The organism is Microbispora triticiradicis (assembly GCF_005864065.1).
GTDB lineage: Bacteria > Actinomycetota > Actinomycetes > Streptosporangiales > Streptosporangiaceae > Microbispora > Microbispora triticiradicis.
This window is the reverse complement of sequence record NZ_VANP01000007.1, coordinates 213,488-234,780: the sequence shown is the minus strand read 5'-3', so window position 1 is coordinate 234,780 and position 21,293 is coordinate 213,488. Positions and strand designations below refer to the sequence as shown.

Sequence of the window (21,293 nt, the reverse complement as noted above, 5' to 3'; positions counted from 1 at the left end):
CGTGAACCGCCGCAGCTCTCACGGACCGGGCCTTGCCAAATGCGGCGCCCGCATCCGTCGCCTTGCCTCTCTCGTCCTGTCCACCGCCTCGCTCGCGCTGCTCATGGCGAGCCCCGTATCCGCCGCTCATGCGACGCCGACCCCGGCACCGACGACAGCCTCGGCTCCGGCACAGACTCCTTCACCGCAGGTGAGCTGGATCGCTCCTACGTCAGCACCTGCCCAGCCCATCGGGGAGGACGAGTGCGGCTGGATGGATGTCAGCTGCAAGGTAGGCAAGGCCGTCAACGGCTGGTTCACCAATCTGGTCCGCGATGCGATCAATCCGGCCTTCGCGATGGTCGGACGGACCCTGCTGTCGTCTCCGCCGCCATCGCTACTGTCCCGCGTCCAGGAGCTGAACGGCCAGGTTCTGGTGGTCGCCAACGCCCTGCTGGTGCTGTTCGTCCTGGCAGGCGGAGCGATCGTCATGGCCTACGGCAGCGTGCAGACCAGTACGACGATGAAGGAGCTCGTACCGCGCCTGGTGTTGGCGACGATTCTGACCAACAGCTCGCTGACGATCAGCGAGTACGCCATCCGATTCGCGAACGGCCTGGTCGACGGGTTGGTCGGGACCGGCGTGGATGCCGACAGGGCCGGTGACCTGCTGGCGGGTAAGGTCGCGGCGCTTATCACCGACTCCTCTGATACCGCGCTTTATCTGGTGCTGATCTCTGGGATCTCGGTACTGATGGCGCTGATCTTGGTCTTTGTCGCGATCATTCGCATCACCCTGCTGCTGTTCCTGGTCATCGCCGCGCCGCTCGCGCTGCTGTGTCATGGCCTTCCGCAGACTGAGGGGATCGCCAGGCTGTGGTGGCGGGCGCTGAGCGGCGTGCTACTGATGCAGGTCCTCCAGGCCCTGGTGCTGCTGCTGGCGTTCAAGGTCCAGCTCACCCATTCTCGCGAGATCTTCGCGGCCCAGAACATGGGGTCCGCGGGACAGCCGTCGCCCGGCGACGCCTTGGACGTGTTGATCCTGATCGGCCTGCTTTACGTGTTGATCAAGATCCCGGGGTGGGTCGCCCGGAGTATCTGGCAGCAGGCCAAACCGCAGCTGCTGATGCGGATGGTCAAGGCTGTGGTCGTTTACAAGACCCTGGGCGCGCTCGGCGGCGTGTTCCGTGGAGCCCGCACGCGCCCCTCCCCTGGACCGACTGTCACCGCCCACCGGCACGGCACGGGTTCACGGAACGTACGGTCCCGCCCGACAGCGCGGCCCGCCTCTCCCGCCGGTTCACCTCCTACCGCCTCGGGAGGCAAACCCATGAGCTCGCCCACGCGCCCCAGCCCATCCGGCTCCGCGTCGGGAAGTCCTCGATCTCCGCAGCAGCTCGCCTTGCCGCTCGGGATCACCCCAGCGTCCTCGCGTAGGCAACGTCAGGGGCAGCAGCTGGCGTTGCCGTTCCCAGTGACCCGCGTCCCGCGCCCACCCACACCCGCCGCCGCACCGCCACCGGTGAAGGCGACGTGGATCAGGCCCAAGCCTCCGTACGTGCAGGACCGGCTGCCCGGCATGCCGGTTCGACCCGCGCGGCCCCGCCAACTCCGTCTACGGCTCGACCCTCCGCCGCGCCGGATGCCGAAACGAGGTGAGAAGTGAACGACTCCGAGCCGCTGATTGTCCGCATCCCGGCGGATGTCGCTCGCCCAGACAAGATTGCCTACGGGTTCACGGCGCGGCAGTTGGTCATCCTCTCTGTCACCGGCGGTATCGCCTCTTCCATCTATTACGTCTTCCGGCAGGTGGTGCCGGTCGTGGTCATCGCCGCCGTGGCGCTGCCGCTGGTGGCGCTGGGGGCGGCGCTCGCGCTCGGCCGCCGTGACGGCCTCACCCTCGACCGGTTCGCCCTCGCCGCCGTGCTGTTCCTACGCTCGCCCAAGAAGGTAGTGGCCGCGCCCGATGGCGTCGTGCCACCGCCGAGGTGGTGCCGGCTGTGTGGAAAGCTTCCCGCCCCGCTGTGCCTGCCCGTACGTGCGGTCCGCAGCGACGGAGCGCTGGAGCTGGCGGACGGCGGAACCGCGGCGCTGGTGGAGACCTCCACGCTGTCCTTCCACCTGCGCACCGCTGATGAGCAGGCGTCGCTCGTCGGAGCGTTCGGACGGTGGCTGAACTCCCTCGACGCCTCCGTGCAGATCCTTGTCCGCGCCCGTCCCGTCGATCTGGCCGGCGTCGTGTACGCAATCGAGGAGCAGGCGGGGCGCCTGCAGCATCCGGCGCTGGCTCGTGCCGCCGCCGAGCACGCCGGTTTCCTCGGTCGGCTCAACGCCTCCCGGGATCTTCTGGCCCGGCAGGTGCTCGTTGTCGTCCGCGACCCGCATCCGCCTCGCGGGCGGCGCGCGACCGTACGGGACGCCTCGGCCGCGGTGGTGCTGCGCCACGCCGCCGAGACCCAACGCGCCCTTGCCGCCCTCGGCGTCACCACCGCCGTCCTGGACGCGGACGCGGCAAGCCGCGTCCTGATCGAGTGCCTGGACCCCGGCGGCTGGCATCCGTCAGGGACCGCACTTGTCGACGAGCTGATCACCGGTCTGGAGGTCCAGTGAAACTCCGCCGTACCACTGAGAAAAGGAGCGCGTTCGTTCACCCGAACGCGCTGGGGATCGGAGCACGCACACTCACGTTCCCTGACGGGGCCACCTGTGCTTTCTTCGCCGTCACCGGGTATCCGCGCGAGGTCGGCGCGGGCTGGCTGGAACCACTGCTGACCTACCCCGGCCGCCTGGACGTCTGTCTGCACATCGAGCCGATCCCGCAAGCGGTCGCCGCGATGCGGCTGCGCCGCCAGCTCGCCCGGCTCGAGTCGTCCAGCCAGGCCGACACCCAGCAGGGACGGCTGCAGGACTTCGACACCGAGGCCGCAGCCGACGACGCCACCGAACTGGCCGCAAGTCTTGCCCGAGGGCATGGCCGCCTGTTCAAAGTCGGCCTGTACCTCACCGTCCACGCCGCAAGCCAGGAGGACCTGACCGCGGAGGTGGAGCGGGTCCGCACGCTGGCGGCCTCGCTCCTGCTGGATGCTCAGCCCACCACCTTCCGCGCCCTTCAGGGCTGGGCGAGCTGCCTGCCATTCGCCACCGACGCTATTGGGCTGACGCGCAGCTTCGACACCACCGCGTTGGCGGCGGCGTTCCCGTTCACCTCGCCCGACCTGCCCGTCCCCACCTCCACAAGTGCGGTGCTGTACGGCCTGAGCGCCTCCAGCTCCGGCGTCGTCCTGTGGGACCGCTTCGCTCAGGACAACCACAACTCCGTCACCCTGGCGCAGTCCGGCGCCGGTAAGAGCTTCTTCACCAAACTCGAGACGCTACGGCTCCTCTATCAAGGGGTCGAGGTCGCCGTCGTGGACCCCGAGGACGAGTACGCCCGGCTCGCCCACGCCGTCGGCGGCACCTACCTGCGGCTCGGTGCGACCGGCGTGCGATGGAATCCCCTTGACCTCCCCGCCAGCCACGGCCCCCGTGATGACGTGCTCGCCCGGCGAGCACTGTTCCTGCAAACCCTCATCGCCACGATGCTCGGCCAAGCCTCACTCGGCCCGCACATCCGCGCCACGCTGGACACGGCGGTCCTCACCACCTACGCCGAGGCAGGTATCACCCGCGACCCGGCCACCTGGTCGAGGCCCGCCCCGCTGCTGGGTGACCTCGTCACCACCCTCACCGGTCATCCACAGGGTGAGGACATCGCTGTGCAGCTCGCGCCGTACGTCACCGGCTCCTACCGCGAACTGTTCGATGGGCCGACCACCACCCACCCCTCCGGCCACCTCATCGTCTTCTCCCTGCGCGACCTGCCCGAGGAGATGAAAGCGGTCGGCACCCTGCTGGCCCTCGACGCGATCTGGCGGCGCGTGGCCAACCCCCGTGACCGGCGCAAGCGGCTCGTCGTCGTAGACGAGGCGTGGCTACTTATGCGCGAGGACGCGGGCGCACGGTTCCTGTTCCGGATGGCCAAGGCAGCCCGCAAGCACTGGGCAGGCCTGGCAGTGGTCACTCAGGACGCCGCCGACCTGCTCGGCTCCGAACTGGGCCAGGCCATCGTCGCCAACGCCGCCGGCCAGATCCTGCTCCGCCAAGCACCGCAGGCGATCGGAGCGATCGGAGCGACATTCGGCCTGTCGGAGGGCGAGCGACAGTTCCTGCTCACCGCGGAACGCGGCGAGGCCCTTCTCGTGGCCGGGCCGGCCAGCCGGATCGCGTTCCAGGTGATCGCCTCCCCCATCGAGGCGGAGCTGATCACCACCGATCCGGCCGAACTCGCCGAGCTGGCCCGCCGCGAGTCTCGCGACGGCCCCACGCCCACGCCGTTCACATCCACGTTCGTCCAGGACGAAGACGAGGAGGACGGTGATCCGCTATGAGTGCGTGTCTCCTGTGTGATCTCGACGACCGCGATGTGCAGGCTGTTTTGGACTTCTTCCGCGAGTTGCCCGCCCGGCTCCCGGAATTCTTCCTGACCTATGGCTGGAAGGTCGCGCTCGTCGTCGCCGTGGCACTTTCGGCGCTCGCGATGATGCGCGGTGCGCTCGCGCGGGTGCGGCATGCCTGGCTGAAGCCCGGTGCCCGCCTGATCGAGATCTCCTCTCCGCCTGAGTGCGACCCGAAGGCCGCACTCGTGTTCTGGAGTCAGCTCATCGGCCTGCTGCGCCCTGCCTGGAAGCGCGCCCTCCACGGCCAGCCGCATCTGGCGTGGGAGTACCTCGCCGACGAGGCCGGGATCCGCATCAGGATGTGGGTACCCGGCGTCGTCCCACCAGGCTTGGTGGAGAAGGCCATCCAGGCGGCGTGGCCCGGCGCCACCGTCACCACCCGTCCGTCAGAGCCGTCCCTGTTCTCCGGCTTCCAAGTAGCAGGCGGGCATCTCGTGCTGGGCAGTGCCGAACACTTCCCACTCAAGACCGACCATGCCAGCGACCCGATCCGTCCTCTGCTCACCGCCGTGAGCGGCCTACGCTCCGGCGAACAGGCCATCGTCCAGATCCTGGCCCGACCCGCCACCGGCCGCCGGCTGCGCAGAGCCCACCGCGCGGCGGCAGCGCTCCGAGGCGCACCCACCAGCAGTCCTATCGGTCAGGTCCTGGACGAGCTCGCGCCGATGTCGGGCCACGCCCGCCCCGGCGAGCTGACCCGCATGTTTCCCGAGCGGGCCGAGCAGGTGCGCGCCATCCTCACCAAATCCGGTCAGTCGCGTTACCAGATCGCGTTGCGCTACGCCGTTACATCGATCGCGATGGACGAGGTGACGCGCGAGCGGCTGCGTGGGCAGGCGCACACGCTGGCCGGCGTCTTCGCGGTGTTCACCTCAGGCCACCAGTACCTGCGCAGGCGCCGCCTACCGCGACCGGCTTCAGTGCTCGCGCTGCGGCGGATGGACGGCGGCTATCTGCTGTCGGTCAGCGAGCTGGCCGCGCTCGCGCACCTGCCATGGGACGCCGACGCGCCCGGCATCACCCGCGCCTCGGCCCGTCCCATCGCCCCGTCACCGGCCGTACCGCGCGGCGGGGCCCCCGGTACGGTGCGGATGCTGGGCGACGCCGACAGCGGCCCAGCGCGGCCCGTAGCCCTCACGGTGGCCGATGCCCGCCATCACGTTCACGTCCTCGGCGCGACCGGTGTCGGCAAATCCACCCTGCTGGCCAGCATGATCCTCTCCGACGCCGAGGCCGGGCGTGGAGCGCTGGTCATCGACCCCAAAGGCGACCTCATCACCGACGTACTCGCCCGGCTACCTGGCTCCGCAGTCGGCCGTACGGTCGTCTTCGACCCGCAAGACCCGGCCCGGCCTCCGGCGATCAATGTGCTCGCCGGACCCGACCCGGCGTTCGCGGTCGACTCGATTGTCACGATCTTCCACCGCTGCTTCTCCTCCGCGTGGGGGCCGCGGGTGGATGATCTGCTCCGCTCCACCTGCCTCACCCTCACCAAAGTGCTCGGTCCCCGCGCCACCCTGGCCGACGTTCCCCGGCTACTGACCGATTCCGCCTACCGGACGCGCGTCACCGCGCGACTGGACGATGAGCTACTGCGGGGGTTCTGGGACTCCTACCAGGCGCTTACCCCCGCCGGGCAGGCCAGCGTGATCGGGCCGGTCATGAACAAGCTGCGTGCTGTCCTGCTGCGGCCGTTCATCCGGCGCGCACTGACCAGTCCAGCCACAACCGTTCCCATCGGGCAGCTCCTTGACCGCGGCGGGTTGATCCTCGCGCGCCTCCCGAAGGGCATCCTCGGCGACGACGCCGCGCGCCTGTTCGGGTCGATCCTGCTCGCCCACACCTGGCAGGCCGCCACCCGCCGCGCCACGCTCACCGAGACCGACCGCCGTGACGCGGCCCTGTACATCGACGAGTGCCACAACTTCCTGAACCTGCCGGGCCACATCAACGACGTCCTCGCCGAGGCCCGCGGTTACCGCCTCTCGCTGGTGCTGGCGCACCAGCATCTGGACCAGCTCCCCGCAGACCTACGCGAAGCCCTGTCCGCCGACGCACGCAACAAGATCTACTTCTCCGTTTCGCCCAAGGACGCCGGCGAGCTCAAAACCCACACCGCTCCGCTCGTCACCCCGTACGACCTCGCCCACCTCGGCGCGTTCCAGGCGGTCGCCCGGCTGGTCGCCACCGGCCAGCAGACCCCGGCCTTCACCCTGCGCACGCGCCCCTTGCCGCCCGTTGTTCCCGGCCGCGAGGCAGCGATCCGGCAAGCCTCCCGCGACCGGTTCACCACCCCCGCCAACCCCACTGGGACAGCAGCCGCCGGCAGGGCGAGCGAGCAACATGCCCGGCGGAAGGCACGACGAAGCGGACGTGACCGAGACCCACGCGCCGACTGACCGCAGCCACACTGCGACAGCTTCGGTCATGCAGCACCGACCACGTGGGCCGAACCATCGCGTACGTGACCGCCCGTACGAGATCACGAGGAGGAACGTGATGCCAGCACACCGCGCCCAGCTCGGGCAATCCCGCCTCGAATCCGGCGCCCTCGCCGAGCTGGCCGCCCGCCTCACCGAACGCGACTACCAGATCCTCGGCTGCGTCCACGAGCACCGCGTACTCACTACCCACCAGATCCAGAAGATCTTCTTCACGCTGCCCCAGCCGACCCGCCGCCGCCTCAGCATCCTGCACCGGCTCGGCGCCCTCACCCGATTCCGGCCCTGGACCCCGTACGGCGCAGGATCAGCCCCCTCGCACTGGGTCCTTGGCCGGGCCGGTGCCGCCGCCCTGGCCGCGAACCGGAACATCACCGTGGCCGAGCTCGGCTACCGCTACGACACCGCGACAGCGATCTGCCTGTCCTCCCGGCTGGCCCATCAGGTCGGGGTGAACGACTTCTTCGCCGACCTGCACGCCTACGCCCGCCGCTCGCAAGGCCAGGCGACGGTGCGGAAATGGTGGCCCGAACGTCGCTGCGTCGAACTGTGGGGAGACCTCGCCCGCCCCGACGCATACGGCCGATGGACCGAGAACGGCCGGGAGCTGGACTTCTTCCTGGAACACGACACCGGCACCGAACCACTGACCAAGGTGGCCGCCAAGCTCAACGACTACGCCAACCTGGCCGAGGCCACCGGCATCACCACACCCGTCCTGATCTGGCTGCCCGGGACCGCCCGCGAGGCCCACCTCCGCCAGCGGCTCGATCGCGTGGAGGTACCGGTCGCCACCGCCACGCACACCAGCCTCGGCGACGGCCCGGCCGGACCCATCTGGCTCCCCGCTGGTGCCACCGTCAACAGGCTCCGGCTCGCCGAGCTCGCCGATGCCTGGCCCGAGATGCTCCTTGGCTCGACCGCGGACGGCCCCGAAGGAGAGGAGAGATGAATGCCGCCGCGGCCGGCGCCGGCGTACTCCTGCTCTTCGTCATCGCCTTCACGGCAGCAGCCACCGGCATGTTCACCAGCTCCGGCGGAGACACCACCTGCGTCCTCGCCGCGTCCGCCGATATCCGGGCCGGGGCTGTCGCGGAGCTGGATGAGGAACAGCGCGGAAACGCCGCCCTCATCATCCAGACCGCCTTGCAGCTCGGACTTCCAGCCCGTGCCGCCGTCATCGCCGTCGCCACTGCCCTCCAGGAATCCGGGCTGCGCAACCTCCCCCATGGGCACCTGGACTCCCTCGGACTGTTCCAGCAGCGCCCCTCCCAAGGCTGGGGCGCCCCAGAGCAGATCCTCGACCCGATCTACGCCACCCGCACCTTCTACAAGCGGCTCGTCGCCGTACGCGGATGGGAACAGCTCCCGCTCACCAAGGCTGCCCAGGCCGTCCAACGATCCGCTACTCCCAACGCCTACGCGCGATGGGAAGCCCTCGCCCAGCAGGTGGTCGACGCGTTCACCGGCTTCTGCGTGCCCGTCATCCCCGGCGAGCAGGTTGCCGCCGTCATCGCCTACGCATACGCCCAGCTCGGCAAGCCGTACCAGTGGGGGGCCGAAGGCCCGGCCGCCTTCGACTGCTCCGGCCTCACGATGCGCGCCCTGCAGGCCGCCGGAATCACCATCCCCCGCGTCGCCGCAGACCAGTGGCGACATGGCCCGCGCATCCCCGCCGGACAGGAACAGCCCGGAGACCTGGCCTTCTTCCGGATGGAGCAGGATGGCCCCGGCCACGTCGGCATCGTCATCGGGAACGGGCAGATGATCCACGCCCCCAACAGCCGCGAGGTCGTCAAGATCGCACCGTACAAGCGGGCGGACCTCGTCGGCTTCACCCGGCCAATCGCCCCTAAAGATCATTAGAGGAGCAGGCCGTTTCGAGTACGCGGTACCCGCGTCGCGGGCGGCAAGACTGGCCAGCAGCCTGCTTGCCTTCCCGTTCCGGGGGCAAGAACGCCGTCGACTCAGACGCCCACCAGAGTCCACTCAATCAGCTCGTTCAGCGGCAGCCGGATCGCCGAGAAATCCACTCCTTGAAGTTCTCCGTCATACTGCCTCGGCTAGGCAACTCGCGACGATCAGCATTCCGTCTACGGCCCTGCGGTCTTGGTCATCGACGGTAACACCGGTCGGCGCAGCGTCCAGTCGTTCAAGTACGGCGGCTACGAACGAGGCCGAGCCCCATCCACTCTCGAGGTCCAGCCGCAGGTATGTTTCGAGCGAGGGCACTGCCTTCCCTCCCAGACCATGCAGGGCGACGGTCGCCAGAGGCGGTGCTGTCAGCGTCCCCAACGAGGTCTCCAGGCTTCTCAGCAGCGCAGCCTCCAGGCGCTGGGTCCGGCCGGACGCGAGCCACGCGCCCATGACGCGCGGCCGCCATTGCGAGGCCAGCAGCTCAGCGACTTCGTCGTCGGTCGTCCCTCGCGCCACTTCGCGCAGGGTGTCGAACGGGACGTCGCGGCTCAGCGCATTCAGGCCCATCATCTTCAAGTAGAACGGTAAAACGCACCGCTGCTCCAGATCCGTTAATCCCGACACACCCGTAGGCTTTCACAGGCGTACGCTCTTCGCTCACTTGGACCTTCGCCCAACCACGATAGGCCCCACGAGCATCGGGCGGCCGAGCATGTCCGGGGTGAGCGGCACCCCGGTGACCTTCGCCGCCAGGGCGAAGCCCCTTGGTACGGCGGTGTAGTAATTGCCCTCCCAGGCGGCGTCCCACGCGGCATCGTCCTCTGGCTTGTCCAGCCCCATGCCCAACTCGCGCATGAAGCCGTTGAGTCGGTCAGGGTCGGAGCCGTAGCGCTCGTACGGGTACCGCAGCCGGTAGCTGGTGACGATCGTGCTGTCGATTGCGTACTCGAAGCTGTGCTCGGCGGCGTAGTCGTGCCGGGTGACCGCCAGCACCTCGCAGCCCCGCGACAACTCGGTCACCACCACGTGATCTGTGGCCATCCAGCCGTCGGGCTCGATGGCCACGCACCACTCGCCGTCCTGGAAGGCGCCCACGTAGCCGCCGCCATACCCGCCCTCCGTCTCCGCGATGAACTCGTAGGCCTTTTCGCCGAGTCCGCCGAAGTCCGACTCATGGCCGGAGTCCTGGCCACGGCTGAAGCGGCGCACCACCTCCGCCGGGTCGAGCCCGCGGAAGAAGGCCACACTGAAGATCACGCCCAGTGCACCGCCACCCTCGTTCTCGGACACGTTGAGCCACTGGAACGGGGCTAAAGGGTCGGTTGTCGTCATGCGGACCATGGTGGCAAGCCGCACCGACGATCAGCCGAGATCGGCCCGCCAATTAAGCCACGCGCCTCGCGGGGAGCGTCGTACCTTGAACGCCACGTACGAGCCCGTAGCCTGAAGTGCCAATACGGAAAGATGAACCCGCGACTGGCTCCCCAGGACCAGTTCGACACGCGCCCACACGGCGGTATCGCTTCGGTACCCTCCGAGAAGATCTCGGTTCGCTCGTGATCGAAGGAGGCCCGGGGGCATGCAGGTACAGGAGCCCACCACTGCGCATCTGAGCGTGTCCCTTCCCCTGATGCTGGACGGCCCTTTCGAGATCACCGTTGAGCACTCGGTGGTCGGGATCGTGGTCACCGAACGCGCCACCCTGACCCGCCTGGGTCCCGAGTGGGACGTGCCTGGTGTCTACCTACTCCTCGACCGCCCCGACCTCCCGGGCCGGTGGGGAGCCTACGTGGGCAAGGCTGCCTCCCGAGGACTGCGCAGCCGCCTCCGCGAACACCTCAAGGCCCGAGATCACTGGTACCGGGCCATCCTCATACGCCGCGACTCGAAGAAGACGCTGAACAGCGCCGAGGCCGGCTGGCTGGAAGGCCACCTCTATGACCTGCTGCACGACTCGGGCCAGGTCCAGCTGCACAACGGCAACCGGCCCCAGGACGACAGCATCTCGATCGAGGAGCAGCTCAGCCTGCGCACCTACATTCCCCCGGTTCTGCAAACACTGCACGTCCTCGGCCACAGGCTCACCGCCGCCCCTACCGTCGCCGGGCGGCGAGTCTTCGACTTGCGAAAGGGCAAGCGAGTAAAGACGATCAGCGAGGCTGGCCGCCCCGTCGTCGCGACCTCGAGCCCGAGCGCGACGACGCCGAAGGGGCGGAAGCCTGCGAAGACCAGGAGCGACATCGAGTTGATCGACTTGGTTCGAGAGGGTCTGGTACCTCCCGGGACCGTTCTCGTCCCCGCGTCACGGGCGCACACAGACACCGCCGTGGTCAATCCCGACGGCACCGTCCAGTTCCGTGGTACCCGACGCGAGAAGGTGTCCAACCCCGCGAGGGAACTGGCGGGGTACGAGGTGAACGGCTGGACCTTCTGGCGGGTCGAGACACCCGAAGGAAAGGTGTCCCTCGATGCGCTCCGTAACCGACTTCAACAGCAGCGCACCGCCTCCGCGCCCCCACCACCTCGATGATGCCTGTTCCAGATGGCCGTCGGCCTCCGGTGGTGCAGGAGATACGCCCCGGCCGCACATGTCTGCGCGACCGGGGCACACCACCTGCACCGCCGGACAGCTACGCCCAGCCGTAGCACCTGCTCCCGCCGTGAATCCGGCAGGCGTACTCCTCCTCCTTGCTCAACAGGATCACGGGCAGCTCGGCGACCCCTTCCCGCAATGCGCGGGCGATACGGTGCCAGCCGTCGATGACCAACGGACCGCCCCGGGGTGAGGCCGGTACGGCGATCAGCGGCTCGCCCAGGTCCACCAGCTCGGCGTGCACCTGGTCGATGTCAATCAGGGCGAGCAGCCCAGCCCAGTGACGCGGCCGCAGGTGCCCACCCGGGTGACGGCTAGCCGCGTACTTCTTGGCGGCGGACACGTCCCAGGTCCACCCCATCAGACGGAAGGTCTCGACCTCGGTCATCATGACGCTGCTCGGCCCCCCTCGGTGGCCGACAGGAAGCGGTGGCCCGCCTCCAGGCCGGTGACGGACAGGGCATGCTCGAACAGGTCGGCGGCCGTGGCCGCCGACTCCGCCACGCGGGGAATCGGTACGGCCCGGGCCAGGGTGCTCTCCACGTAGCGGGTGGTCCATGCTCGGACGAGGCCGAGGGCCTCCTCTACCTCCACGTCGTACTTGTCGGTCTGCATGAGCACCATGTCCCACCACGCGTGATGGGCCTGGGCGTAGGTCACTTCCTGCAGGACCGTGGACGTCAGCCGGTAACGCCTGTCGAGCTGGCCGGTCAGCTCGGCCGCAGCCGCTTCGTACTTGGCCCGGCTGGTGCGCTCGTTGCGTCGTATGAGTGCTTCCAGCGTTTCCATGATTGATCGCTCCTTGGTGCGGGTGATGGAGCCGGATCTCCCCCCGGCCGCCGGATGGGATGGAGTCAGCGGAACCGGGCGGTGGGAGCCTTGTCGCCGCCGTAGATCCGGCAGGCGTACTCCTCCTGCTCGGTCAGGATGATCACCGGTAGCTCGGTGACCTGCTCGCGCAGGGCGCGGGCGATCCGGTGCCAGCCGTCGATGATGAGGGGCCCGGCGTTCGGGATAGGGACCGCGATGAGCGGGGCCGAAAGGTCCACCTCGCTGATGTGGTCCTCGTTGATCCAGATCGCGGACAGGAAGCCTGCCCATGCGCGGGGAGACAGCCGCCCCTCGGGTGTCCGGCCTTCGGCGTACGCCTTGGCGGCGGTGACGTTCCAGGCCCAGGCCAGGAAGCGGAACGCCTCGGTGTCGTCCCGGCTCGCGTCGGCGCGGGTGGTGGTCATGGTGAACGGTTCCTTTCTGCGAGGTGCTTCAGGCAGCCGGCCGAGAAGAAGCCGGTCAGAGTTGAGGTAGGCCGGTTGGCCTCATCGGCCGTTCTGGTGCTGGCTTGGCTCAGCGGTAGCCGTCTCGGCGTCCGCCCGGCTGGCAAGGAGTTCGCCCGAGGCGGCCAGGAAGTGGCGGGCGGCGGCCCGGGAGGTGTGCGCGAGCGCGTGGTCGAACAGCGTGCCCGGCCGCGCGGCGGCTGGTTCGCCGGTCAGGTGGTGCCGCGCCCACGCGCGAACTCGCCGCACGGCGTGCACGACGTCGACACTGTTCTCGCTGATCTGAGCCGGGACCTGTTCCCACCAGGTGCGCAGGGCGTGAGAGTAGACCACGCTGTAGAGCGGCTCGGAGGTGAGCTGGTGACCGCGCTGGATCTGACAGACCAACGCGGCGGATGCCGCATAGTCGGCGTGCCGAGCGTGAGCGACGACCTCAGCAACCCGGGCCGCCAGCCTCTCGGCTTCGCCGCCGTCCGGTGCCTCCGGCCCGGCGAACGTGTCCGCGAAGCTCGGGGCGGTGGCCGTGGTGGGAGCGCCTGGAAGCGTGGAGCGCTCGGGTGGCGGAGGCCCGCTGAGCTCCTGCAGTGGGCCGAGCTGCCATCCTCCGGCGGGTTCGCCCGCTGCGTCGCCGGTGGCGGACTCGGTACCGACGTTCATCGTGGGCCATGTCCTTTCTGGAGACTGGTTTGCAGGGGCGTTCACGCCCGGACCTCTCCACCGGCCGAGCCGGTGGCGGGGACCGAGCGGCCTGCGGCGGTGGGGCCGGTGAGTGCCTCGGCGAGATGCCGGGTGGAGTCCAGGAACTGCCGGGCGGCCTGACGGCGGGCCTGGGCCATGGCCTGGGTGAACAATTCGCCGTACGAGAGCTGGCTGGCGCTGATCAGGTACGCTTCGGCGGCCCGGCGGCTCTCCATGATCGCGGTCACGGTGTCGACCGCCTCATCGGCGTCGATCTGGTTCATGACCTGCTGCCACCAGTCTCGAAGGTGTTGCGCGACGGCGGCTCGGGACAAGTCCTCGGCCGTAACGCACTCCCCCGTCTCCCATGCCGACGCGAAGCGGCTGGCGGCTTCGTCCAGAGTGCGGGTGGCGTCGATGAGGTAGTCGATAGCGATCTGCTCGAACGGGCCCACAGTTTCTCCTTCGATCGGTGATCCGAGGGGCGGAAAGGCCCCTTGCTGTGGTTGCGCGGGCTGGTCCCGAACCGATGTGCGGTTTCCAGGGATGGGTCCGGTACGGCCCCGCGCCGAGCCGTACCGGACGAGCAAGGGGGAGGGTGGGAATGCCGAACGCCCGATCAGGCAGCGAGCATCTGGAACGCCCGCGTCTTGATCTTCGAGTGGGCGTGGTCGTCCAACAGCGCACGCTCGGCCCGCACGATCTCGGCCTCGCGGCGGCCGATGACCGGGCTGCAGTGATCCAGACGCTCGGTGACCGCGTTGTAGGCCGCCCAGCGGGTTCCCCGGATCGGCTCGTTCGTCGGCGCGTCCGTGAACAACAGCTCCAGCTGGCGCATCGCCAGCTCGTAGTTGCGGCGGGTAACGGGTTTCGCGTCTGTGGGCATCGGGTGAAGTGCGGCGGCGAACTGCCGGAACTCCTTCAGGTCCATCGGCGTCGCGAGCAGCCTCTCGGCCTCGGCGGCGAATGCCTCGCCGTGCCGCCACGTCAGCTTCAGCGCCTCACGTGCCTCGGCGATACGGCCCGCGATATGGCCGGTGTGGCGGACCTTGAACATCGAGGCGTGGTTTCGCAGCGCGGCGCGTTCGGTGTTCGCACACACCACTCGGACAGGGGTGGCGACCGTGGTGAACGCACCCCAGCCGTCATGCCGGGAGAACGCCGCCAGATACAGGTCGACCCGGTCGAATCCGCCGACCATCAGCGGCTCGGGCAGGCGCATCGTGACGAACACGCGCCGTCCGCCGTTCAGCGAGCCGCCCGTGTCGAAGATCGCTCCAGACTCGTCGACCAGGGTCTGCAGGAACTCGGCGACCTCCTCGTTTTGGACGACCTTGTAGTCCTTTCCGACCATGCCGAGCCGTTCCGGCTCACCCGTGACCGGGTTGGTACGGACGACCAGGAAGTCCTCCTCTGCGGTCACGGACCGCCCGGTGTCCGGATCGGTGACCGTGCCGACCGGCACCTTGCGGACGTTCCAGGCGGCGAGCTGGGCGCGGGCCAGGAGCTCCTCGGCCGTCATCGGGCCGGGCGCGGTGTAGCCAAGCCGGTGCCAGCCGGGCTTGATCCCAGCGGCGAATCCGGCGGACCCGTCGGCGAAGATCTCGATCTCGTGGGCCATGACAGTGCCTCCTTGGCGTTGGGTGAAACCGAACGAACAGATGAGTAGGCGGGCGATCAGAGAGGGCGGACGGCCTGTCCCGGACGCGTTGGGACGTCTGGCCACGGATGCCAAACGGGGCAGGTGAGCGACGGCACCGTGGCCACGTCGCGGCCGATGCGAGGGCCATACCGGCCGTCCACCCAGGTACCGGGGCTGTTGCTGTGGGGTGGGCCGCCTCGGGGAGGCCCACCCCGGGCCGCCATCAGTCGCCGGGGGCGGGGTTGACGGCGAGGGCGTAGCGGCGGGGGCGCTCGCAGGTCAGCTCGGCCTGACCGAGACCGACCAGGCGGTCCAGGGCGTTGGCGACCGCGCCGGACGAGCTCTCCAATACCCGGCCGATCTCGTACGGGGTGAAGTCCTTCCCCGGGTGGTCGAGCAGGTGGGACAGCACCCTGTCACGCAGATGACCGGGACGAGCCCCACCCGCGCCCGTAGTGCCGCCGGTGCTCACACGTCCGCCCGTTCCCCTGCCGGAGGGGTTGGTGCCGGTCAACACGGCGCGGGCGTCGCGGTGTGCCTGCGGAGCCTTGGCCATGGCCATCTCCAACCGGCCCAACGCCGTGACCGCGTCCCCGTCGTCGTCGAACGCCCCGACTGCTCCGGTGATCAGGTCGGCCAGCTCCAGCAGGGCCGTCCGCGCCCATGCCCAGGCCGGGTCCTCGGCCTCGGCCGTCTCCTCGGAACCGTCGGCCGGAACGTCCGTGTCCGTGTCGGTCGCGTCAGCGCGTGAGTCAAGGGCTTCGTCCAGGGCGTGACCCACGTCGCCGCTGTCCGGGACGGGGTCGTCACCGGCCACGTCGGCCGAGACCACGCCCTCCGGGTCAGCCTGGTCGAACTGGCCATCGGTTGCGGGAACCGCCGCAGCGGTGGCCTCCTCCTCGTCCGCACCGTCCCCGTCGTCCTCGGACATGTCCATCACGGCGGGAACGTTCGGGTCGTCCGGGTCATCCGGGCCGGGCACCTCAGCGGGCGAGTCAGAGGCCTCGTCCGGGGCGTTCCCCTCCGAGACGGTCGTGTCCTCGGCGGGGTACCACAGGTCGGGGGTACGGCCCCGCCCGTCGTGTCCGCCGGGGACACGGCTCGCGCGGCCCTCGGCCTCGAACTGATTGAGGATCTTTCCCGCCGTCACTCGGCTGATTCCGGCCGCACCCGCGATCAGGGCAACCGACGTACCGGGGCTGGCGGCCAGCGCGGCCCACACGGCCTCCTCACGGGTGTTCAGCGCAGTGCCGGTGTGGATGTCCGGGGCACTGTCGTCCGTGTCGCGAGCGGCGGAAATTGCGTTCGCGTCCATGCCGTACGCGTTTTCCGTGACGGTGATAGCGACCATTGATAAGGCTCCTTTCCAGCCGTGTACCGGCCCGCTGTTTGGCCGGTTCGGATTTCGTGGAGCTCGACCATCGCTCGCATCGGCGCGCGTTGCAAGCGTGTCGCGGAACATTTTTCAGCGGCCCCCGTTTCGGAGAGAATCACCTAACAAGGAGCTCCTCCACCTGCTGGTATCCGCCTTGCCGAGGTGCGGCTTCAAACCCGAATGCAGACAGGTCGTCCCGTTGAGGCGAATTCACCGAAGACTACGGATGCACTACCTAATCTTTCAGCCGAGGCCGAAAGAGTCATGAAGTAGCTGCCGAATCGACTTGACTGGACCGGCCCCGTCGAGCATCCATAGATTCGCATCACTAAATAGCCGCCGCGCGTATTCAGCGGTGCGACAGGGACCGAAGGGGGCGCACGCATGGAATGGGCCGCGATCACGGTGGACGCGGCGCACGTACGCGGACTGGACGCCTACGGCCACGGATGGGCGCTGATGTGGAGCGGTGACGATGTCCTGGTCATGCGTACCGAAGCGGGCGCTGACAACCGCCCGCTAGAGATCATCGCCTACGAGGGCAAGCGCATGGCGAGAGGATTGCCAAGCTCGCTGGGGCCGCCTGTACCGCCCCCAACACCGGCCCGCTTCCCGCAGGTCCCTCGGGGGCACGTGCGGAGGCCGTACCCATCGCGTCCAAGGCAAACCACCCCGGCCCCGGCGGAGACGATCCCCGTCCTGGCCGACGCAGGCAAAGCTGGGGCTGCAAGCGCACAGACGGGCGAGCTGGCGGGGCATCACCCATGGGCCTCGGCCGGCGGTCCGGCCGCCGGCCTGACCAAGGCCAGCCCGGTACAGAGGGAAAGCGACGTACGGCGGGAACCACCGCGGATTAAGATGACCCGCATCCGTACGGCGCCGCACATATTGGTCTGTCGCCTGTAGGGCGAGTCTGGCGACGCAACGCATCGTCCGGGACCCGGGTTCACCGGTGCGAACACCGGCTCGGCGTCGATGCGGTCCAAGCGGCTACAGCGAACGCAACGCCAGCGGCAACATGGGGCACACCAGCGAACATCCCGGGGATGAAACGACCCGCGTAGCGAAATCCGCTGGTGCCCCAGGCCGCCTCCCGTCCGCCGCTACCAGAGCGCAAAGGTCGAGTGCCTTGGCGGCCTCGCGCACGAAACGGTCGTCAGGGATTTCCGCGCCCGGAGAGCCGGGGCAGCGGGGTTAGGTCTCCGCCGCGCCCTGTGCCCGAGCCCGCGCCATCGAGCGTGCCGCTACAGCACGCTGCGATCGCTCCATGACATCGACGCCCACCTTCACCCCGGATGTCAAGCACTCGCCCGGCCACGGCGACGGCGTCCGGGCTGCCGAGCCCGCCGCGTCGTCACTGGTGGAACCTCTGTATGGGCCCACACACCCGCCGCCGTGGGCGAACATGTCATGTCCCCTGGCAGGACATCGTCGGCCGTCATTGGCCACGTCGTGGCCAGCGCGGGGACGACAGGGGGGTCAGCGGGCGCAGGCGGCAATCCGGCGCGCAGCCCCTTGGGGGTGTCGGCGGTGACCATGATGGTCTTCCCCCGGACTGCGACCCACACCTTGTGGATAACGAGGAAGCCCCAGTTCGGGAACTCCCTCCGCAACTCCTGCAGCCCGCGACGAATTGCCTCCTCACCATCCGGCACTGGTCCTGTGCCCGAGTCCGGCCGCTGGGTCCGCGTGCTCCAGGTCATCATGCGGTCCGTGCGCTCGCGCCGCAGTTCAAGGCGAGTTGCGCCCAGACCGCGTGCCCGGTGGTCGCATCTCCTCGTACCCCGGCTTGTGTGGCGAGTTGTCGTACTCCACGCAGGCCGTGCCCGTGCTCGCCGATGTCCTGCCCCGGCTTCCGTGCTTGGACGGCAGGGGTTCCTTCGCCGCCGAGGTCATAGACGGTGATACGAGCCATGTGCAGGCCGCGCAGCACCTCCACCATGAAGAGCCCGCCCAACAGGCCCGAGCGTGAGTGCAACAGGGCATTGGCGGCCAGCTCTGCCGTGATCCACTCGGCATCGTCGGCCCGGGAGGTGTCCTCCAGCAGCAGGCGCACCATCTTCCGGGCAGCCGTGACCTGGTCCTCACGCCCGTGGAATCGCCTGCGCCACAGCATCGGCCCGCCAAGTCCACTCCACCATCGGCGGACCAGTGCAGGGCCGAGCGGCAGGCCAGGGAATCCGTCCCGTCCGCCGTCGTCCAGCACAGTCGCGTCCGCGTTCTCGCGTCCAGTCATCGTCAGGGCACCTCCATGTCGTCCCGGCCGTTCCCGTGAAGGGGCCCACACCATGAACCGACTCCGCGCCCGAATCGAACCCCACGGCCGTCCCGTCGCCCGCCACGCCGAAGTGCGCGTTGACCTGCGCCAACACACCGCCATAGAGCTAGGCGATCACACCCCGGCAGATGGATCACCCACATCGACTGGAGATCTCGCAGGAAGGCGCCCTACGGTCCACCCGATCGGCCAGCGAACATCACCAGACGGGGAGTAATCATGTCCGGGAAGGGCTACCAGACCCTGCTCGAGTGCCGCCGCCGCGGCTTCCACCTGCGCGGACACGGCTTCACTGTCGACCAGATCGCCGTCGTGCTCTCCTTCGACCACGATGTCGCACCGCTACGCCTCTACCGCGACGCCGTCGGTCTCACCGCCGCCCAGGTCGTCGCCACGTTCAATGCCCTGGAGCGCACGGGGACGGCTCCGCTACGCGAGAGCAGGCTGTACGAATACGAGAGCTGGCCCGAGTCCGGCCGCCGCCCACCAGCACATGTGCTGCGGCTGCTCGCGCAGATTTACGGCACCCGCCCCGCCCAACTCCTCACCCCCGAGACCCGGGCCACCTACAGCAGACAAGACCGAGTACTCCTCGGCGCGTAGCCTCGATCCCTCAAGAAGAGAAGCAGCACCCATTGCCGCGCCGAGGGAGGTCCTGGCCCGGCTTCTGGTCAGGACCTCCGTCATTACTCGCCGCTACCCGGCGAGCCCCCGGTAGATCTGCCTCGCCTGACGGCTCGGCTCGGCGTCGACCTCCCGCAGTCGCTCGGTGAGCTGCTGAAAGGTCGCGCGTACGGCCGGCAGCCGTCCCAGCTCACCATGAATGGTCATGATCCGGCACCACAGGACCTCACTGTAGGGATCGATCCGGTCCACAGCGAGAGTCAGCAGATCCAGTGCGTGATCCGGGTCGGTCTTGTGCTCCAGCTCGGCCAGCCGCATCACCGCGTTCGTCGCCTTCCGGGCCGCGGCCTGCCGGAGCGGCAGGCACCAGAGATCATCTCGCTCAGCGAGTAGCGGCCCTTCATGGATGGCGACCATCTGCCTGAGCGCCTGCACCCGGGTGTCCTCCTCCAGCGCTGTGTTCGCCACCAGACGCGCCTGCTCGAACCGCCACAGGTCGATGTCGAAGAAGGCCGAGGCAAGGTGCCGGCACTGGCCAGTCTTGATCACGAACTTCACTCCGGTAGACAGCCCGGTCGCACTGCGCAGCGCCGCGTTGATGTCACGGACCCCGGTCTCCAGGTGCTGTGACCCGTGTTCGCCCTGCTCAGGCCACAGGTGTTCGATAACGAGATCCTGTCGCACGCCGTCCTTCGTGGTAGCCAGCAGCGCGAACAGATTCCGACCCTCCGCGCGGGTGAAGCGCACCGTCCGATCCGCTGCCTGTAGGCGAGTCCTTCCGAACAGCCGTCCGGAGACAAGCGCAGACGGTGGAATCCTGAGCTGTAGTCCCGAGGTGGTGGCAGCCTGCGTCGAGACAACCTCTCCGGCTGGCGTCTCCCCCGCCTTCCCGAGGTCGGCATCGACGGTGGCATCGCCGTGCCCGGCCGCTTCTATTGCAGAATCCGGAGTGGCAGCCGCCGATTCCACCGGCTCAGCGGGTGCCTTGCTCTCACTGCTGGGATCAGCGTCGGGAATCACTGGAACCGGAAGCGACGCTCCGGGTACTCCCGCGACAGCGCCTCCTGTCAGGACGCGGGACCGCTGGATGAGGGCCGCACTGATCGTCATCACGAAGACGCCGAACAACACGGCGGAAGCGGCGTGAGCCCACCCGGCGGCGGCGCTCGTCCCACCGGACCTATCCAGGTGAACCGTCAACCCCGAGGGCCGCCCCACGGAAGCATGTTCTCCGTGTGAAGGCGCTGGCCGCGTGTATGGCGTGGACGGCGCGGGGGCCGGCGAGGAGGTGGACGTTCGCTGGTGCCGACCCCGAGCAGGAGAGGACGCCCGCGAGGACTTACTTGCCTGCTTCTTTCTCGGCTCGGCGGCCTTGTCTGTAGCAGGTTTTGCAGTGATAAGCGAGTGACGGACATGCCCCTGCGGATTGTGGCGGGGCTGCGGATCGGGGCGTGGCCTGGGCCGAGTATCCCTCGGTCCGCGCGCTCCCTTGGCGCTCTGCCCTTTCGGCTCCATCGCCGTAGGTCTTTGCGCAGGCGCATTTGGGGTCTCGGCTATCGACTGCCGCCTGGCCTTCTCCAGTAGGCCCCAATAGTCAGGGATGCGCCCTTTCGCGAGTTCTTCTTTGATCAGAGCGCACCACTTGTCAGCATCGTAGTACTTCTGCACCTCAGCGGATATTGAGGCATTGCACCACGGCTCCCGGGAAGATGGCACGGCCGACCCGGCCAAGCAGCCCAGTATCGCAGTCCAGCCAGCCACGCCGATCCCGATTGCCAGCGACAGGCGCTCAGCTTTCCACTCGGACGAAGTAACTTTCCATAGGACCACTCGTCACCCCCGAAAAACGGGCTTCGCCATATGTGACGCTCACTGTCGATCTACCCGGCCGAGACGACGAGCAAGAATTTTCGAAGATCAAAACTCCTTAATGAATAGCAATAACGAGCGCCGACGCGCGGCCAGCCACAGGCCTATCCGAGCAGGTCGCACATCA

The 21,293-nt window shown here is 68.6% G+C and carries 19 protein-coding genes; 8 read left to right on the top strand and 11 right to left on the bottom strand.

Translation table 11 applies throughout. From position 1 onward, the window contains the following. Position 1 precedes the first annotated feature (1 nt). From FED44_RS20095 to FED44_RS37475, 6 genes are all read left to right on the top strand, one after another. Complete coding sequence (locus FED44_RS20095; protein ID WP_138461657.1) at positions 2 to 1,645, top strand: TrbL/VirB6 family protein; 1,644 nt, start codon at positions 2 to 4, stop codon at positions 1,643 to 1,645. After that, positions 1,642 to 2,589, top strand: a complete 948-nt coding sequence (locus FED44_RS20090) for a PrgI family protein (RefSeq protein WP_138461656.1) — start codon at positions 1,642 to 1,644, stop codon at positions 2,587 to 2,589. The genes FED44_RS20095 and FED44_RS20090 overlap by 4 nt, the downstream gene beginning before the upstream one ends. Beyond that, on the top strand, positions 2,586 to 4,406 hold the full coding sequence (locus FED44_RS20085) for a VirB4 family type IV secretion system protein (protein WP_138461655.1): 1,821 nt from the start codon (positions 2,586 to 2,588) through the stop codon (positions 4,404 to 4,406). Before FED44_RS20090 ends, FED44_RS20085 begins: the two co-directional genes overlap by 4 nt. Beyond that, the gene (locus FED44_RS20080) at positions 4,403 to 6,874 is read left to right on the top strand and encodes a type IV secretory system conjugative DNA transfer family protein (RefSeq protein WP_138461654.1); all 2,472 of its coding nucleotides are present in this window, start codon (positions 4,403 to 4,405) and stop codon (positions 6,872 to 6,874) included. Before FED44_RS20085 ends, FED44_RS20080 begins: the two co-directional genes overlap by 4 nt. 100 nt (positions 6,875 to 6,974) lie before the next feature. Next, positions 6,975 to 7,868 (top strand): replication-relaxation family protein, encoded by an 894-nt coding sequence (locus tag FED44_RS20075; RefSeq protein WP_167521540.1) that lies wholly within the window; start codon positions 6,975 to 6,977, stop codon positions 7,866 to 7,868. After that, positions 7,865 to 8,782, top strand: a complete 918-nt coding sequence (locus FED44_RS37475; RefSeq protein ID WP_138461652.1) for a C40 family peptidase — start codon at positions 7,865 to 7,867, stop codon at positions 8,780 to 8,782. The genes FED44_RS20075 and FED44_RS37475 overlap by 4 nt, the downstream gene beginning before the upstream one ends. Positions 8,783 to 8,965: 183 nt before the next feature. Here the strand turns inward: FED44_RS37475 and FED44_RS20065 are convergent, their stop codons facing one another. After that, on the bottom strand, positions 8,966 to 9,457 hold the full coding sequence (locus tag FED44_RS20065) for a DUF6000 family protein (protein ID WP_138461651.1): 492 nt from the start codon (positions 9,455 to 9,457) through the stop codon (positions 8,966 to 8,968). Between the two features lie 33 nt (positions 9,458 to 9,490). Next, positions 9,491 to 10,165: a DUF6461 domain-containing protein gene (locus tag FED44_RS20060; protein WP_138461650.1), complete on the bottom strand. Its 675-nt coding sequence runs from the start codon at positions 10,163 to 10,165 to the stop codon at positions 9,491 to 9,493. Positions 10,166 to 10,412: 247 nt separating this feature from the next. On the opposite strand from FED44_RS20060, the gene FED44_RS20055 reads away from it, so the two are divergent. Next, complete coding sequence (locus FED44_RS20055; protein ID WP_138461649.1) at positions 10,413 to 11,363, top strand: restriction system modified-DNA reader domain-containing protein; 951 nt, start codon at positions 10,413 to 10,415, stop codon at positions 11,361 to 11,363. A 100-nt stretch (positions 11,364 to 11,463) separates the two neighbouring features. Here the strand turns inward: FED44_RS20055 and FED44_RS20050 are convergent, their stop codons facing one another. From FED44_RS20050 to FED44_RS20015, 8 genes are all read right to left on the bottom strand, one after another. Beyond that, entirely contained in the window at positions 11,464 to 11,814 is a 351-nt protein-coding gene (locus FED44_RS20050) for a hypothetical protein (protein ID WP_138461648.1), read from the bottom strand. Beyond that, on the bottom strand, positions 11,814 to 12,215 hold the full coding sequence (locus FED44_RS20045) for a hypothetical protein (protein WP_138461647.1): 402 nt from the start codon (positions 12,213 to 12,215) through the stop codon (positions 11,814 to 11,816). The genes FED44_RS20050 and FED44_RS20045 overlap by 1 nt, the downstream gene beginning before the upstream one ends. A 65-nt stretch (positions 12,216 to 12,280) precedes the next feature. Beyond that, positions 12,281 to 12,661, bottom strand: a complete 381-nt coding sequence (locus tag FED44_RS20040) for a hypothetical protein (RefSeq protein WP_138461646.1) — start codon at positions 12,659 to 12,661, stop codon at positions 12,281 to 12,283. An 81-nt stretch (positions 12,662 to 12,742) separates the two neighbouring features. After that, positions 12,743 to 13,357: a hypothetical protein gene (locus tag FED44_RS20035; RefSeq protein ID WP_138461645.1), complete on the bottom strand. Its 615-nt coding sequence runs from the start codon at positions 13,355 to 13,357 to the stop codon at positions 12,743 to 12,745. 41 nt (positions 13,358 to 13,398) lie between these two features. Next, a complete protein-coding gene (locus tag FED44_RS20030) occupies positions 13,399 to 13,833 on the bottom strand; it encodes a hypothetical protein (protein ID WP_138461644.1) in 435 nt (144 codons plus the stop codon). Between the two features lie 164 nt (positions 13,834 to 13,997). Then, complete coding sequence (locus FED44_RS20025; protein ID WP_138461643.1) at positions 13,998 to 14,999, bottom strand: DUF932 domain-containing protein; 1,002 nt, start codon at positions 14,997 to 14,999, stop codon at positions 13,998 to 14,000. 244 nt (positions 15,000 to 15,243) lie between these two features. Then, positions 15,244 to 16,371 carry a MarR family transcriptional regulator gene (locus FED44_RS20020; RefSeq protein WP_138461642.1) on the bottom strand — a complete coding sequence of 376 codons (1,128 nt, stop codon included), beginning with the start codon at positions 16,369 to 16,371 and terminating at the stop codon, positions 15,244 to 15,246. A gap of 1,726 nt (positions 16,372 to 18,097) precedes the next feature. Beyond that, the gene (locus tag FED44_RS20015) at positions 18,098 to 18,631 is read right to left on the bottom strand and encodes an ATP-binding protein (RefSeq protein ID WP_133305908.1); all 534 of its coding nucleotides are present in this window, start codon (positions 18,629 to 18,631) and stop codon (positions 18,098 to 18,100) included. Positions 18,632 to 18,892: 261 nt separating this feature from the next. Here FED44_RS20015 and FED44_RS20010 point away from each other — a divergent pair, with 261 nt between their 5' ends. After that, positions 18,893 to 19,276: a hypothetical protein gene (locus FED44_RS20010; RefSeq protein WP_138461641.1), complete on the top strand. Its 384-nt coding sequence runs from the start codon at positions 18,893 to 18,895 to the stop codon at positions 19,274 to 19,276. A gap of 93 nt (positions 19,277 to 19,369) precedes the next feature. Here FED44_RS20010 and FED44_RS35890 read toward each other — a convergent pair whose 3' ends face one another. Continuing rightward, positions 19,370 to 20,044, bottom strand: a complete 675-nt coding sequence (locus tag FED44_RS35890) for an AfsR/SARP family transcriptional regulator (protein WP_167521539.1) — start codon at positions 20,042 to 20,044, stop codon at positions 19,370 to 19,372. Between the last annotated feature and the right edge of the window lie 1,249 nt (positions 20,045 to 21,293).